Source organism: Paenibacillus hexagrammi, from assembly GCF_021513275.1.
In the GTDB taxonomy this organism is placed as follows: domain Bacteria; phylum Bacillota; class Bacilli; order Paenibacillales; family NBRC-103111; genus Paenibacillus_E; species Paenibacillus_E hexagrammi.
Genome location: NZ_CP090978.1, coordinates 4,769,069 through 4,783,942, shown reverse-complemented (window position 1 = coordinate 4,783,942; position 14,874 = coordinate 4,769,069). Strand labels below are relative to the sequence as shown.

General features: G+C 47.0%; 17 protein-coding genes and 2 pseudogenes. 13 read left to right on the top strand and 6 right to left on the bottom strand.

Annotated elements, in window-relative coordinates:
* Positions 1–108 precede the first annotated feature (108 nt).
* From L0M14_RS21570 to L0M14_RS21555, 4 genes are all read left to right on the top strand, one after another.
* Positions 109–1,872 carry a UbiD family decarboxylase gene (locus L0M14_RS21570; protein ID WP_235118628.1) on the top strand — a complete coding sequence of 588 codons (1,764 nt, stop codon included), beginning with the start codon at positions 109–111 and terminating at the stop codon, positions 1,870–1,872.
* Positions 1,869–2,828, top strand: a complete 960-nt coding sequence (locus L0M14_RS21565) for a DMT family transporter (protein WP_235118627.1) — start codon at positions 1,869–1,871, stop codon at positions 2,826–2,828. The genes L0M14_RS21570 and L0M14_RS21565 overlap by 4 nt, the downstream gene beginning before the upstream one ends.
* 89 nt (positions 2,829–2,917) lie before the next feature.
* Complete coding sequence (locus L0M14_RS21560; protein WP_235118626.1) at positions 2,918–3,634, top strand: Cthe_2314 family HEPN domain-containing protein; 717 nt, start codon at positions 2,918–2,920, stop codon at positions 3,632–3,634.
* 13 nt (positions 3,635–3,647) lie between these two features.
* Complete coding sequence (locus L0M14_RS21555; RefSeq protein WP_235122990.1) at positions 3,648–4,442, top strand: SDR family oxidoreductase; 795 nt, start codon at positions 3,648–3,650, stop codon at positions 4,440–4,442.
* Positions 4,443–4,483: 41 nt separating this feature from the next.
* Here the strand turns inward: L0M14_RS21555 and L0M14_RS21550 are convergent, their stop codons facing one another.
* Complete coding sequence (locus L0M14_RS21550) at positions 4,484–4,729, bottom strand: NifU family protein (protein WP_235118625.1); 246 nt, start codon at positions 4,727–4,729, stop codon at positions 4,484–4,486.
* 111 nt (positions 4,730–4,840) lie between these two features.
* Here L0M14_RS21550 and L0M14_RS21545 point away from each other — a divergent pair, with 111 nt between their 5' ends.
* Positions 4,841–5,095 carry a YuzB family protein gene (locus L0M14_RS21545; protein ID WP_235118624.1) on the top strand — a complete coding sequence of 85 codons (255 nt, stop codon included), beginning with the start codon at positions 4,841–4,843 and terminating at the stop codon, positions 5,093–5,095.
* A 41-nt stretch (positions 5,096–5,136) separates the two neighbouring features.
* On the opposite strand, the pseudogene L0M14_RS21540 reads toward L0M14_RS21545, so the two are convergent.
* Both L0M14_RS21540 and mqnE read right to left on the bottom strand, forming a co-directional pair.
* Positions 5,137–6,200, bottom strand: a pseudogene (locus tag L0M14_RS21540) (NAD(P)/FAD-dependent oxidoreductase).
* 47 nt (positions 6,201–6,247) lie between these two features.
* The gene (mqnE, locus tag L0M14_RS21535) at positions 6,248–7,348 is read right to left on the bottom strand and encodes an aminofutalosine synthase MqnE (RefSeq protein WP_235118623.1); all 1,101 of its coding nucleotides are present in this window, start codon (positions 7,346–7,348) and stop codon (positions 6,248–6,250) included.
* A 265-nt stretch (positions 7,349–7,613) separates the two neighbouring features.
* Here mqnE and L0M14_RS32065 point away from each other — a divergent pair, with 265 nt between their 5' ends.
* Positions 7,614–7,754, top strand: a complete 141-nt coding sequence (locus L0M14_RS32065; RefSeq protein WP_350340522.1) for an aspartyl-phosphate phosphatase Spo0E family protein — start codon at positions 7,614–7,616, stop codon at positions 7,752–7,754.
* Positions 7,755–7,839: 85 nt separating this feature from the next.
* Entirely contained in the window at positions 7,840–8,202 is a 363-nt protein-coding gene (locus L0M14_RS21530; protein ID WP_235118622.1) for a HesB/IscA family protein, read from the top strand.
* A 110-nt stretch (positions 8,203–8,312) separates the two neighbouring features.
* Here the strand turns inward: L0M14_RS21530 and L0M14_RS21525 are convergent, their stop codons facing one another.
* Entirely contained in the window at positions 8,313–8,720 is a 408-nt protein-coding gene (locus L0M14_RS21525; RefSeq protein WP_235118621.1) for a YhjD family protein, read from the bottom strand.
* Positions 8,721–8,947: 227 nt separating this feature from the next.
* On the opposite strand from L0M14_RS21525, the gene L0M14_RS21520 reads away from it, so the two are divergent.
* Positions 8,948–9,625, top strand: coding sequence for a glycoside hydrolase family 73 protein (locus L0M14_RS21520; RefSeq protein ID WP_235118620.1), 678 nt, complete (start codon positions 8,948–8,950; stop codon positions 9,623–9,625).
* Between the two features lie 42 nt (positions 9,626–9,667).
* Here L0M14_RS21520 and L0M14_RS21515 read toward each other — a convergent pair whose 3' ends face one another.
* A complete protein-coding gene (locus L0M14_RS21515) occupies positions 9,668–9,829 on the bottom strand; it encodes a mechanosensitive ion channel protein MscL (RefSeq protein ID WP_235118619.1) in 162 nt (53 codons plus the stop codon).
* 338 nt (positions 9,830–10,167) lie between these two features.
* Between L0M14_RS21515 and sda the strand changes: the two genes are divergently transcribed.
* The 3 genes from sda (at position 10,168) to L0M14_RS21500 (ending at position 12,430) form a co-directional block, all read left to right on the top strand.
* Positions 10,168–10,332 carry a sporulation histidine kinase inhibitor Sda gene (sda, locus tag L0M14_RS21510; protein WP_405030797.1) on the top strand — a complete coding sequence of 55 codons (165 nt, stop codon included), beginning with the start codon at positions 10,168–10,170 and terminating at the stop codon, positions 10,330–10,332.
* A gap of 599 nt (positions 10,333–10,931) precedes the next feature.
* Positions 10,932–12,122, top strand: a complete 1,191-nt coding sequence (locus L0M14_RS21505; protein WP_235118617.1) for an NAD(P)/FAD-dependent oxidoreductase — start codon at positions 10,932–10,934, stop codon at positions 12,120–12,122.
* A 29-nt stretch (positions 12,123–12,151) separates the two neighbouring features.
* A complete protein-coding gene (locus L0M14_RS21500) occupies positions 12,152–12,430 on the top strand; it encodes a hypothetical protein (protein ID WP_235118616.1) in 279 nt (92 codons plus the stop codon).
* Between the two features lie 196 nt (positions 12,431–12,626).
* On the opposite strand, the pseudogene hemQ reads toward L0M14_RS21500, so the two are convergent.
* Positions 12,627–13,372 (bottom strand): annotated as a pseudogene (hemQ, locus tag L0M14_RS21495) (hydrogen peroxide-dependent heme synthase).
* Positions 13,373–13,575: 203 nt separating this feature from the next.
* Here hemQ and L0M14_RS21490 point away from each other — a divergent pair.
* Both L0M14_RS21490 and L0M14_RS21485 read left to right on the top strand, forming a co-directional pair.
* The gene (locus L0M14_RS21490) at positions 13,576–13,860 is read left to right on the top strand and encodes a YuiB family protein (RefSeq protein ID WP_235118615.1); all 285 of its coding nucleotides are present in this window, start codon (positions 13,576–13,578) and stop codon (positions 13,858–13,860) included.
* An 81-nt stretch (positions 13,861–13,941) separates the two neighbouring features.
* Complete coding sequence (locus tag L0M14_RS21485) at positions 13,942–14,817, top strand: alpha/beta fold hydrolase (RefSeq protein WP_235118614.1); 876 nt, start codon at positions 13,942–13,944, stop codon at positions 14,815–14,817.
* The last annotated feature ends 57 nt before the right edge of the window (positions 14,818–14,874 follow it).

Here is a 14,874-nt window from a genome sequence, read left to right as displayed (position 1 = left end):
CCTTCGTGAGAAGGCTATTTCCATAACTGCGTGAAGAAATTGAAAATCCTTCGCAGCGAGAAAATGCGGGGGATGAAAAAGTAACGAATGAAAAGGTGGACGCACAACATGGTACCAACGAATTTGCGGGTTTTCCTGGATATGCTTCGACGGGAGAACCAACTGATTGAAATATCGGCTCCTGTAGACCCCAATTTGGAGCTTGCCGAGATTCATAGAAGAGTCATTGATGAGCAAGGGCCAGCGCTGCTGTTTACCAATGTAAAAGGCAGCTCCTTCCCTGTGGTAACGAACATGTTCGGTACGACGCGCCGCGTGGACCTCGCGTTCGGACCAAAGCCCGAGCAATTTATGAAAGCGGTTGTGAACGCAACGAGCACACTGATTCCGCCTACGCCTAAAGCCCTCTGGGGGGAGCGTTCCCTAATCTTCGACCTGCTCAAGGTCGGAACCAAGCAGGTCCAGTCCGGACAGGCGCCGATCCTCGGCAGCCTAAGCAAAGACAATCCGCTCGCCGGCATGCCGATCCTGACGAGCTGGCAGGAAGACGGCGGCCCGTTCGTTACGCTGCCGCTGGTCTATACCGAGCATCCGGACGGAGGCCATCATAATCTCGGCATGTACCGCATGCACGTGTATGATGACCGCACCACCGGAATGCACTGGCAAATCCATAAAGGCGGCGGCTTCCATTACCATGAAGCCGAGAAGAAGAACCAGGCGCTGCCCGTCACCGTGTTCCTAGGCGGCCCGCCTGCGCTCATCGCCTCCGCGATTGCGCCGGTGCCCGAGCACCTGCCCGAGCTGATGCTCGCTTCGCTCATCCTCGGGCAGAAGCTCCCCATGGTGGACAATCCCCATGGGGGCCACCGCCTCGTAGCCGAGGCGGAATTCGCGATATGCGGCGCCGTGCCGCCGCATCTTCGCCGTCCCGAAGGGCCGTTCGGCGACCACTTCGGGTACTACTCACTCATCCATGATTTCCCTGTTTTCAACGTGAATCATGTATGGCACCGCAAGGACGCGATCTATCCGGCCACGATCGTCGGCAAACCCCGCCAGGAGGATTACTTCCTGGGCGAATTCCTGCAGCGCTTGCTAGAGCCTGCGTTTCCGATGGCGATGCCCGGTGTCAAGGAGCTCTGGACATACGCCGAGACAGGCTTCCATCCGCTAGCTGCCGCCGTAGTGCGGGAGAGCTACAGCCGCGAAGCGTTGGGAACAGCCTTCCGCATATTGGGAGAGGGCCAGTTGTCCCTAACGAAGTTCCTGATTGTAACCGACCAATCGGTTGCGCTATCCAATTTCCCGCAGCTGCTGGAAACCGTGCTGGAACGCTTTAACCCGCAGCAGGATTTGTTCGTCTTTAACAAAACATCGCACGATACGTTAGACTACACAGGCGATCGGCTGAACCACGGCAGCAAAGCAGTCCTACTTGGTACCGGAGAGCCGATTCGCACGCTGCCAAGAACGTATACCCTTGGAGAGCTGCCTGAAATCAGTGATATCGCCGTTTACTGTGCAGGCTGTCTGGTCGTATCGGGCGCTTCTTATACACAGGAGCCGGAGCTGCCGCAGCGATTAGTAGCGAGCTCCGCCGACAGATTAGTAGAGTGGCCTTTGGTCATTCTAGTCGACGACGCCAGCAGTATCGCAGGCGATCAAACTAAATTCTTATGGACAGTGTTCACACGCTTCAATCCGGCTGCAGATATGTACGCCCGGTCCCATGTGAATCGCCATCATATCAGCTATGAATTGCCGCTTGTCATCGATGCCCGAATGAAGCCGGGATACCCGGATGAGCTTGTACCGCGGGAAGATATCGTACAGCTTGTCGACAAGCGCTGGAAGGAATACTTCTCATGAGTACATCCTCCTCCCAAAAGCTTCTGCCGCACCTGGGCTTCGTTCTCGTATATGTGCTTTGGGGAATTAACATGACCTCGATGAAAATCGGAGGAACCGAGTGGGATCCGCTGGTATTTAATGGGCTTCGCTTTGCAAGTATGATTCCCATTTTGTGGGTCTATACTTACTTTTATTATCGTTCTCGTTCACTTCAAATCGATATCCAGCTCAAAGACTTCCTTCTGGTATGCGGTTTGGGGATATTGAATGCTGTTGGTATGGAATCGCTGCTGCAGTATGCGCTGCAGTTCTCCAATGCCGCTAACGGCGCTGTACTGGGGCGCGGGTTCATGCCGGTGATCACCGTGATTATCGCGCTTGCAACCCGTCAGGTTAAATTAACGTGGCGCATTATGGTCGGGATCCCGCTTGCCTTGGGCAGTGTTATTGTCATAGTGTCAGGCGGAGCCGGCGGATTTCATATTGGCGCTGATACCTTCCGGGGTGATATTTTGCTTCTGATGAGGAGTGTGATGGGAGCGGTCTATCTCATCGGCATGAACAGACTTGTGAGCAAGTATCCGCTGCCTCTCCTGATTTCTCTCGAGATGACAGCCGGGGCCGCCGCATTGCTGCCGTTTGTTTTCTACTATGCAGATACCTCTTATTTTGCAGCCATATCCAAGACAGGCTGGTTCAGCCTCATCTATACATCCATGTTTGCGACTGCGCTGGGTTTCTCCATCCATAACTGGAGCCTGGGGCGGCTTGGGGCCTTCAAATCGTCCGCTTATGGGTATTTGTTACCCATTACAGCAGCTTTAGCCGGATTTTTTGTGCTGCATGAGTCGATCTCCTTGTATCAGTGTATCGGAGGCGCAGGTGTTTTGACCGCCATGTACCTGGTCCAGCGGGACAGGGGACGGAGTCCTGTTCATACTACAGGTGCTGCAACCAACAGCGTCAAGCTGTAACTAGTTTGGATTCAACTGCACAATGGATCGGCCGTAAAAAAGTATCATTGCTACAACAGATAACTGGCTCAGGAAAGCGGGGACTAGACGTGCTGAGAAAATTGTTTAACGAACAAAGACGTATAGACAGCGGCCTTCTTCTTGAAGCCTTTAGTGCTGTGAGAGATTATATAGAAGTGTTAGAGACGGTCGGGCGTACGCTCCCGGCCGCTCCTAATAAGTGGTATCATCGCAGAGCAATTTGGAGCAAAGGCTTTCTGGATGCTCTGGATGAGCTGGAACAAAGCAAGTATTGCTGTGAACGGTACGCCGAGCATATTCACAAAGCATTCCTTGAAGAAATGAATGTCGAGGAAGTTGTGGAATATCGACGCTTTGTCTACTTTTATAAAAACGCATTCATACGTGTGTTCTCGATTCTGGATAAGCTGGGTACGTTTATGAATGACTTGTTCGATTTGAAAACGGATACGATCAAGATCCGATTCTCTTACTTCACCGTGCTTCGCCGCATGCATGAGCGCCACATTCATAGTCCACTGGAGCTCCAGCTCTACAATTTAAAAATGGAGTATAAAAGCGCTTTGGACCGTCTGCGTAATCAGCGGAATATGGAGATACACCATATTAATGCAGAGATGCTGGACGACCTGATGCAGAAGGAGCCTTATCCCGGAGAACGGATCCATATTGAAAATGTAAAAGCTAATCTTGAAGATTTGCAGCAGGGATTTGACATGGTATGCCGCTCATTGACTGTGGCCTTCTCGTACATAACGGAAAAGTCCAAGAATGTAAGGGGGTAAAGAAACCATGGAATTGAGGGGGCGGACGGCTCTCATTACTGGCAGTGCCAAAGGTCTTGGGAAAATGACGGCGTTAGCGTTGGCCCGTATGGGCTGCAATGTGGCGGTAAACTACGTCAACAGTGAGCCGGAAGCTGCTCAGCTGGTTCGGGACCTGGAGATGCTTGGCGTGCGAAGTATTGCCGTTCAAGGCGATGTGGCAAAGAGAGAAGATGTAGCCCGTATGGTCGAAGAGACTCGGCAGCAGCTCGGAGCCATCGACATCCTGATCAATAATGCGGGACCGTTTTATCGCGAAAGACGATTTTTCGCAGATTACGAGTGGGATGACATCGATTATTTAACCCGCGGCAATCTGCTTGGTGTCATGGAGCTCGATCATAAGGTGCTTCCTATGATGAGAAAGAACCGCTGGGGACGCATCATTCACTTTGGATTTGGCAAAGCCGCCGAGGCTCGGGGATGGACGCACAGATCTGTATATGCTGCCGCAAAAGTAGGCTTAGTATCCTTCACGAAGACGCTGGCTGAAGAGGAAGCGGGTAATGGAATTACCGTGAATATGATCTGTCCCGGAGACATTCGGGAGCCGTACAAAGAACGGACGATGGACGAGGCGAGACGGGAAGCGGATGGTGAAACACCGGTTGGACGCCCAGGAACGGGGGAGGATGTTGCGCGTGTCATCGCATTTCTATGTTCGCCGAGTTCAGACTTCATCACAGGAAATATAATGGATATCTCGGGGGCTTTGGATCCGATCCAGCCTTTGCCGGTTCTCAAGCAGCGCAACAAGATCAATGAATAAATCAAAAAAGAGCTTACCGCCAAGGTAAGCTCTTCTATTACTTAGAATACTTGAACAACTTCATGTACGCCTTCTACTTCTTCAACCAGCGCTCTTTCGATACCGGCTTTTAAAGTAATAGTGGAGCTTGGGCAGCTGCCGCAGGCACCCATCAGTTTCAGCTTCACGATTCCATCTTCAACATCGACGAGCTCGACGTCGCCGCCATCACGTTGGAGAAATGGGCGAAGCTTATCTAGTACTTCAAGGACTTCATCATACATGGTCTCTTTTGTATTTTCAGTCATATTGAATCATCTCCTTTCTTTTACTATTATAGTACAATAAAGATCAATTGAAAATGGATTTCAATCTTCGCAAATATCTTAAACATCATACAGTTAGGTGGACTTAATCAAATGAGGCCTATTATTGAATTCTGTGCGAGCAACATGCATAACGGTACCGACAAAGTCATGAAAACCTTGGAACAGAATCCGGAATACGATGTAGTTGAATACGGCTGCTTAGGCAACTGCGGTCAGTGTTATATGGAGCCCTATGCACTAGTAAATGGTGAGATTATTAGCGCTCAATCCGGCGAGCAGCTGCTTGAAGCTATTTGTAATAAAATTAAAGAAATAGAAGCCATGTACGATCTTCTTGGTGATTAACTGCACGTTTTTGCACCTAGGAATGGTTCACTAGACTGAGCTTACCCGAAGTGATGCTTGGATTTCCAAAGCACACCGCTCTTGATCGCGCGTGCGATTTTTCCTGTCATCACTGTACGCTTGCCCATAATGCCGAAGCCGGCTTTCTTGCCAAGCGATCCCAGAACCCCTTTGAGCTTGATTTTACCGAGCCGAGGGGTTTCGCCGTTCCAAGCAGCGAAGATGACTTCCGCAATTTGCCTGCCCTGGCCTTCCGCTGCTTGCGCACTTGGGCAAAAGGAAGTGAGGCGCAATCTCCCACAACATAAACCTCAGGATAGTCAGGCACTTGATGGTACTCATTGAGCACTACCCGGCCTTGCTTGTCTTTAGCTACATTCATAGCTTGTACAATGGGGCTAGGCTGAATGCCTGCAGTCCAAATCGTTGCATCGGTTTTGATAATTTCATCTTGATTATATAAATCCCCGCCGTCCAAGCGAACCAGAGATACATGCGGCCTAAGCTCAATATCATGCTCAATCATCCAGTCCCTTACATATTGCTGCAGGTTGTCAGGGAAGGAGGACAAGAGACTCGGTCCGCGGTCAATGAGGCGAATGTTTAGGTCCGGTCTGCTTTCACGAAGCTCCGACGCCATTTCAACACCGCTCAGACCACCGCCGATAATGGAAATTTGGCCGTATGGCGCAACATCGTTAACCTTTTGATAGGTAGCCCGTGTTTGCGAAAACGTTTGGATACTGTAGGAATTTTCTTCAGCGCCTGGTATTCCGTGATAGTTATCAACGCAGCCTAGACCGACAACAAGCCAATCATAGGAGAGAGGCTCTTGATCAGCAAAAATCACCTGTTTCTGATCCAAGTCGACTTCGGTAACCTCTCCATAAGTGAGAATTAATCGAGGATCAACCGGATAAGCTACCCGAATGTGCGTCTCGGCAATTGTCCCTGATGCAAGCGCGTAGTATTCAGTTTTGAGGCCTTGAAAAGGACTCCGGTCAACTAAAACAAGAACCGTGTCGTCAGGCAGTTTTTTTTCTAACAATTGCAGAGCTATGGTTAGTCCTCCATAACCCCCTCCGAGAATAACAAGCTTCTTCATAGAATCCTTAATCCCTTCTGGTCTTGATCTATGTGTGGTTAGTATGACTAATAAACCTTGATTTCATTATAAAAGGTGTCGCGTTCCACAGGAATGCGGCCAGCGCCTTTAATCAGCCATACCAGTTCTTCTTTGGTGAGACCTTCAGGGGATGTCGCGCCTGCGGCATGTGAAATTCGTTCCTTCACAATTGTGCCGTGAGCGTCAGATGCGCCGAAAGCAAATGATAGCTGGGTAAGCTTCGTACCAATGTTGATGAAATATGCTTTAATATGCGGGAAATTGTCTAGCATCAAGCGGCTGATCGCAATCGTCTTGAGCTCATCGAAAGCAGGAACCCGTCGCTTCAAGCTGGCGTTCTTGCTGGCAGGCTGCACCGAATTCGGAATGAACACGAGGAAACCGCCAGTTTCATCTTGCAGCTCGCGGAGCAGCATCATATGCTGGATCCGTTCTTCTAGGGTTTCGATCGAGCCGTACAGCATCGTCGCATGGGTTTTCATGCCGAGGTTATGCGCGGTGCGGTGTACCTCCAGCCATTCTTCCGAGGAAGCCTTTTCCACTTTCATCTTGTTGCGGTAGCGCTCTGTGAGAATTTCGGCGCCACCTCCAGGGAGGGTGGACAAGCCAGCATCCATTAAAGTCTTGAGGACATCACGATAGCTCAGGCCGCTGATACGCGAGAAGAACTCAATCTCCGCAGCTGTGTGGGCCTTAATCGTAACATTAGGGTAAGCGTTCTTTAACTGACGAATGCAATCGACATAATACTCAAAAGGTACATGAGGATTGTGCCCCTGACTGATATGGAACTCGCGCAGCTCCGGATGATAGTGCTCGGCTACATACTCGAGCATTTGGCTCGGAGTGAGCGTGTAGGAGCCTTCTTCCCCTTCATCCCGGCGGAAATGGCAGAATGCGCAGTGCTCTTCGCATACATTTGTAAAATAAAGACTCATATTTTCGACAAAGTAAACTTTTTTTCCGTTCAAGCGCTGGTTTACTTTATTCGCTAATTGACCAATGGTCGGAAGATCGTCCGACTGATATAGAAACACGCCGTCTTCAAGCGATAATCGTTCCCCGTTCTCGACTTTGTCGGCAATTTCCGCCATCCGCTTGTCTGGGTCCGTAACCACTGTACTCATGTTTGTTTCCTCCCGTCTCAATTTAAACCCTTATTATTATAAACCTACGTTTAAGGAGGGGCAATACGTACTCACCGATAATCCGACAATCGACACAAATCTATGAAACTTTTCATATTCAAACAAAACATATTTCATTCCCTACGAGATTCCTGTATACTAGTTCATTGTGAGATGTTAGGCAGAAAGTTAGGTTAAAAGTTAGGTTAAAGGTGATAATAACGTGCTACCCAATTTTGTGACCGAACCGCAGGAACGACTAAATATGGAAATCGAGCAACTAAGGGGACAAATGGTTTCGCTTGGCAGCATGTATGGTTTCCTTCATCCTGATGTTCAGAGATGCAGTAGACAGCTGGATCAACTTTTGCTTCAATATTATGCGTTACGAGGTAACAATCAATGAGCCTGGTTCACGGATTCATTGCCCTTGAGCTATTGCTGCAAGAAGAGTATACTCAGTTATAAGCATGACGATAGGAGGGTTTCTAATGATTAAGATCAGTGAATCTGCTTGCGATAAAATCAAGGATTTGTTGGCCTCTGAGGAATCACCGAATCTTTTCCTGCGTGTAGGCGTGAAGGCTGGAGGCTGCAGCGGCTTTTCCTACGGAATGGGCTTCGATGATGAGCAGAAGGATAACGATAAAGAAATGATCATTCATGGATTGAAAGTCGTGGTAGACGAAGAAAGCGCTAAGTATTTGTACGGCGTCGAAATCGGCTATGAGGACTCTGGCATGAGTGGAGGCTTTACCATCAACAACCCGAACGCTGTAGCATCCTGCGGCTGCGGACAATCGTTCCGCACGAAGGAAGAGGATGCGGTGTTAGCGCAGCCTTGTGAGGATTAAGGGTTGCTACAAACAACAGCACCAATATAGCCTATAACAGTACCGACCTCCTTAACAGATGTTAAGGGGGTTTTTTATATGCGGTCAGAAAATTTCTCAAAGCAATTCCTCTAATGGATCTCTTTTTTGAGTTCCTTGCTTAATTGGCGAACATAAAGCGTCAACCTTACGCGAAGTTCGGCCTTGGCTGTTTGGCGCAGAACTTCAAGCTCATGCGTATAACCACGGCAGCGGTATTTGTAATGCAGCTCATCTTTTTGGTTTTCGTTGTGTTCCTCACGCCATATTTTGATGTTTTGTGAGCGTAATGTCCGGTTGATGCGGACAAGGTCCTTATGAATATCAGCAACCAATCGGTCGGCTGCCGCCAGATAAAGGGATTTCAGGGGCGTTTCCAAAGATGATTGAAGCTCACCAACATTCTTATCGATAATGGTTAACAGGAAAGGAAGAAGTACAGATTCCCGAATGAGATAAAGCTCTTCAGCGGTAGGCAATGCGGCAGACGTAAGGGCCATAGGAAAATCAACCTCCAAAAATAAAAGCGAATATACGTTCGTATTTATTATATGTTAAAGTGTATCGCGATTATTCCGAATACGCAAGATTTTCTCTTGTACGGTTCTGTGCGAACATCCGAAGCATGGATTCGGAGAAATCTTCACAGAAAACTGGTTGAAAAGAGCACCCATTCCTATAAATTGCGAATAAGATAATAGAGATGGGTGTGAAGGGAGGGATACTATTGACGAGACAAGAGTTCATTCAATTGATTGCTCCCATTGCAGTGAAGCTGCGCTTGGAGGGTTCTCCGATTTTCCCGTCCGTACGAATTGCACAGGCCATTCTGGAAACCGGAGGCAACGTGAATGCGTGGAACAATTTGGTGGGATATAAGGTAGGCAGCGGTCAGATTACTCCTTATTGGGATGGAAGTCATGTCACCGCTTCGACTTGGGAAGTAATTGACGGAACGCGGCTTGATCATGTACCAGGTGATTTTCGCGCTTATTCAAGTATAGAGAATGGATTCAGGGATCAGGATTTATTGTTCCAAAATACGCGTTACGCGCCTGTTAGGGCGGCGGCAACTCCTGAAGAGCAAGCACAAGCGCTGCAGAGCAGCGGATACGCTACGGATCCCGATTATGCGGGTAAAATTATCAGTATCATTCAATCTTCCAATCTTAAACAGTACGACGAGGAGGTTACGCGAATGCTTGAAGAATTGCAGGCACAAATTGCGGCCTTGCAGACGAGGGTAACCGCGATTGAGGGGCTGGAATCGATGAAAACGGTACCTGCATGGGCTCAAGATGCAGTGAACGCTGCGGTCGCAGCCAAGCTGATCGATACGCCGACAGGCGGCAGTTACGACTTTTATCGATTGTTGACCGTGCTTCACCGAAAAGGAATCATTTAAGGCAAGAAAAAAAGACCGCAGGTGTTGAGGGTTGATCGAACCTCAATACACCATGCGGCCTTTTATTTTTACATGTTCACCGTATTTTTCTTTCATTAGTTTTGTCTGCTCTAACATATACTGATAAATTTCTTTTAAACGGCTGTTTATAGGTTTGATGGTTTCTTTAATTTCTCCATTAAGCACGATATCGTAGACGATCATGTTATCTCTCTCCTTTTTGGTTGTTGTTGTTTTCTATAGCTTTATTGTAGACGGCATTTATTAAACGACGATTAAAATAATCTTGCAAAATTGTGAACTAGCTTAAAAGAATGTTAAATCTATTCTGTTTCTATAAAAATATTGATCAATTTTTTTTATCACTAGATTAGGTTGTTAGCATGTGCATAACTTTATACACATTGTACATGTTGAAAGTAGACAGGTTTTGACATGTATCAACACCTTACCCACAGGTTGTACACAATGTTCTGTGGATAACGGAACGCTTGTTCTAATTTTTAGCCCATGATAATATAATTACAAATTCTAGAAATAAGGTGATTGAAGTGAGATTAATAAGTGATGAAACGTTGATCGACTCTTACTACAAAGCACTTGACTTGAAATTAGAGACAGATTTCGTAGATTTGCTCCTGGCGGAAATTAAGCGACGTAATTTAAAACTAGATGTGTACGTAAAAGATGAGGCTCCTCTTAATTGAGCTTCTTTTTTTCTAGGAAGTAATATGCATAGTGAAGCTATGTCCGCACTCTATGCAAGTGAGCAAGTGTGTACAAGCAGTTTCAACGACTGTTGCAGACTCGAGTTCCATGGAGATATGGTCGATTTCCCTATACGGGGAGTATGGGCCTAAGTAGTCTGCGAGCTTACCGTAATCGTGCGCTTGCCGCTCACAATTTGGACAAGCGACATGCAGAGGCTCCAGACCATTGCAAACAGGGCATATATATGACAAAGGGTATTCCTCCTAATCCACGAATTAGGCATAGAATACCCTGTTTTATTTTAAATTAACGATTACAATTTTTAAGCGTTTGAAAGGACAAGCATAATTCGCGGATATGCCCTATTTTCGGTCAAAAAGCACTTGATATTTACCATTGGACATTATATCATTACGTGAGAATGGGTTTCCGTGTGCTGTGTGATAAATTCTTATACTGTTCCTTCATATTAAGATATGTGTGAGTACAAACTAGAAGTAGCACAATAAGCACTTAATACTCTTTGTGTAATATTTCACAATATAGAGAAAATTATAAAAACCATAACAAAATCGGATATGGAAGTGAGAGAGACATGAGTCGCATACCAAGAATCGTAATTTTAGGCGCAGGCTACGGCGGAATCTTGACGGCTATTCGTCTACAAAAAGAACTGAATTATAATGAAGCAGACGTTACGCTTGTTAATAAGCACGACTATCATTATATTACGACACATCTTCATATGCCTGCAGCGGGTACGGATAACCCTGAAAATGCACGCGTGAACATTCTTAAGCTGATCGATGAATTCAAAGTCGATTTTGTTAAATCAACGGTAACGCAGATTCGCCCTCATGAGAAAAAAGTCATACTGGAAGACGGCACATTATCCTACGATTATTTAGTGATCGGTCTTGGCGGCGAGCCGGAAACATTCGGTATTCCAGGGCTTAAAGAATATGCAATGAACATTCGCAGCATCAACAGCGTTCGTTTTATCCGTGAGCATATTGAATATCAATTTGCAAAATTTAAGAGAGAGCCTGAACGTAAGGATTATCTGACCTTCGTAGTGGGCGGGGCGGGTTTCACCGGAATCGAATTCATCGGAGAGCTTGCTGACCGTGTTCCTGAGCTTTGCAAAGAATTCGACGTGGACCCTTCATTGGTTAAAATTTATAATATTGAGGCTGCGCCAACGGCACTGCCGGGCTTTGATCCTGAGCTTGTCGAATATGGCATGAAAGTGCTGCAGGACAAAGGTGTTATATTTAAAATCGGCACAGCTATCAAAGAGTGCACACCTGAAGGCGTACTGATTGCTGGAGACGAGTTCATCAAATCGGCAACGGTTGTATGGACAGGCGGTATCCGCGGCAATCACATGCTTGATGATGCAGGCTTTGAAACGATGCGCGGCAGAATTAAAGTGGATGATTACCTGCGTTCCCCGCAGTTCGATAATATCTATGTTGTCGGGGACTGCTCCATCGTCATGAATGATGAAGGCAGACCGTACCCGCCAACTGCGCAAATCGCCATGCAGCAGGGCGAAGCGGTAGCACATAACCTGATTGCTTCTATTCGCGGTTCGCAAATGAAGACGTTCAAGTTCTCTAATAAAGGAACGGTAGCTTCTCTAGGAAAAGGCCAAGCGATCGGTATCGTTGGATCCCGTAAGCTGAAAGGCAATGTGGCTGCCTTGATGAAAAAAGTAGTCGATATTCGTTACCTGTATATTATCGGCGGCATTCCGCTTGTGATTCGCAAGGGTCGTTTCTAGATTACACAGAAGATCTGGAGGATGAACGGATGCGGCACTGCAGTGTTCAAGTTAGAGGACTCCTAACCAGGGACGAATTGGACCGTTACAATGCACTCATGGAAGTCGGACATTATCTTGAGACGGAGAAGCGCTATGATCTAGTAGCAACCGTACAAAAGGAAATCGATATTCTTATTCTTCCTGCGATCGAGAGACTGAAGGAGAAGAGCCGTAAGCGAGACAGAGATACCGAAGAGTACCTGGCCCGCAAGGCGCAGATGGAAGCCGAGCTGGCAGCCGCCCTTCAAGACGACGATGAAGAATAAGTGATGCAAAAAGAAGCTGATCTCTTAGGAGTCAGCTTCTTTTGTTGATAAAGTAGGTTCCATTACAAGCTTTAGCAGCTTTTCTCCGATCGCTACGCTTCTCCGAAAACTACTGAGCTCTTCATTTCAACTTTACCAATAACAAGCAAAAAGAAGCTGATCTCATTGAGGTCAGCTTCTTTGACGTTGTGTGGAATTAGAGGCGAAGGAGGTTGTCGAATTTCTCTGGCGTAAGCAGGTTGCCTACGTAGAAATCACCGAACTCGCCATAACGGGCGCTGACTTCATCAAAGCGCATCTCGTACACCAGCTTCTTGAATTGAAGCGCGTCGTCCGCGAAAAGTGTAACGCCCCATTCCCAGTCGTCCAGGCCTACGGAGCCGGTAATAATCTGTTTAACCTTCCCTGCATAGCCACGACCGATCATTCCGTGGGAACGCATCATCGTTTTGCGCTCATCCGCGCTCAGCATGTACCAGTTGTCGCCTCCGTCGCGACGTTTGTTCATCGGATAGAAGCAGATGTGCTTGGCCTTAGGCAAAGCGGGCTTCAGACGTGCTTGCAGCTCTGGGTCCTGCGAAGGATCGATGCCTGGCTTTGCTAGGTAGCTGCTGAGTTCGACAATGGATACATAGGAATATACAGGTATTGTAAATTCAGCAAAAGCAGATTTGTTAAATGCTGTTTCCACTTCGTTGAGTTCTTCTAAAGTTTCACGAAGCTGCATGAATACGAAATCAGCCTTTTGGCCGACAATGCTATATACAGCTGTGCTGCCGAGTTTGTCATTCTCGATTTGCTGCCAGTCGGATAAGAAGGATTGCAGCTCGTCCAAAGCGATTTTCCGCTGCTGAGGAGTTGCAGCTTTCAAGCGTTCCAATCGATCAGTCGGAAGTCGTGCAGCGCATACCAGCCTTCTAATGTTTGTACTGCTTCACTCATGAATTAAATTCCTCCTAAAATATCACGGCATTAGTCCCCTACATTGTATCCAATCTCTGGACAAAGGGCAAATGGACAAAGGGTGAAGCGGTAAATGTTCATGATGTGTACACTTTACCTTCACTTGACAGATAGATTACAATATGAAAGGAAACCGTAACGATTGATTGTAAGATAGCTTTCAAAAATGGAGGTAGATAGCTTTGCTGCAAATGGTTATTGCTACAGTCCTAATGTTGGTTCTCTTTTTTGGACTTGGCTTTATTTTGAATATGCTCATGAAGACGACTTGGTTCCCTCTCTATGCTTATATAGCCTTAATTATTGGTGTGATTATTTATGGCACGTTAGGGACGGCATCCTTTTTGTCGGATAATACCGGATTCACAATCGTTGATTATGTTCCGGCTGTGGGCGGTTTGATTGGCGCGGTGCTGAGCGGATCGGCGATTAAGGCGCTGCGGCTTAAAGGCTTCAAGATGTTTTAATTACATAACAGCTTCACATAAAAAAGGCAAAAGTGGTCACTCTATGATGAGAATGAATTTGATCATCCGGAGGAGAGAACTTTGCCTTTTGCTCATGTTAACGGAACCTCACTGCACTATCATTCAACGGGAAAAGGAATTCCCATCATATTTATCCACCCCCCCCTCATGACTTCACAAACGTTCAACTATCAGAAAGCGCAGCTCTCGGATGAATTTCGGGTTATTACCTTCGATATTAGGGGGCATGGCCTCAGTAATCCGTCTGAGCGGACCTTTACATACTCGTTGATCGTAGAGGATATGCGGCAATTAATGAATTACCTGGATATCAAGGAAGCTTATGTTTGCGGATACTCGACAGGCGGTTCTATTGCTCTGGAAGCCCTGCTTGCTTACCCGAAGCAATTCATAGGCGGCATTATTGTGAGCGGTATGTCGGAAGTCAATGACACTTATAACAAGAGCAGAATATGGTTAGCGGCTCAAATGGAAAGAAATCAAATTCTACACAAGCTGCTCGCAAGAGCCGTCTCGATCGGTAATGCCGACATGGAGCTTACCTATCAAAATTTGTATGGCAGCGCACTCCGGGGAGAACGGGCTAATGCGCAGCAATATTATGCGTACTCCATGAGATACAACTGTACGGATCGTTTAAAATACATTGACCAGCCTACTTTGCTTATATACGGCCAGAAGGACACGAGCTTCAGTCGATATGCGCATCTTCTTCACGATAAGCTTCCCAACAGCTCGCTCTACTTTATCAAGGACGCCCCGCATCAGGTTCCGATCAAGAACCCATATCGGATGAACGATCTGATCCGCTTGTGGGTGGAGAGCTTGAATGATAGGGAAACCGAGCGGGTAAAGCTTGATCTTGAGATTGCTAAAAAGCTGAACCCGGCGATGTACAGCCATGATGAGGATATACAGGGTTTGCCTCTTCAATAAGATATTGTGAGCCTCCCACGGGAGGCTTATTTTTGTTAGCTACACGTAAGAAGGAAA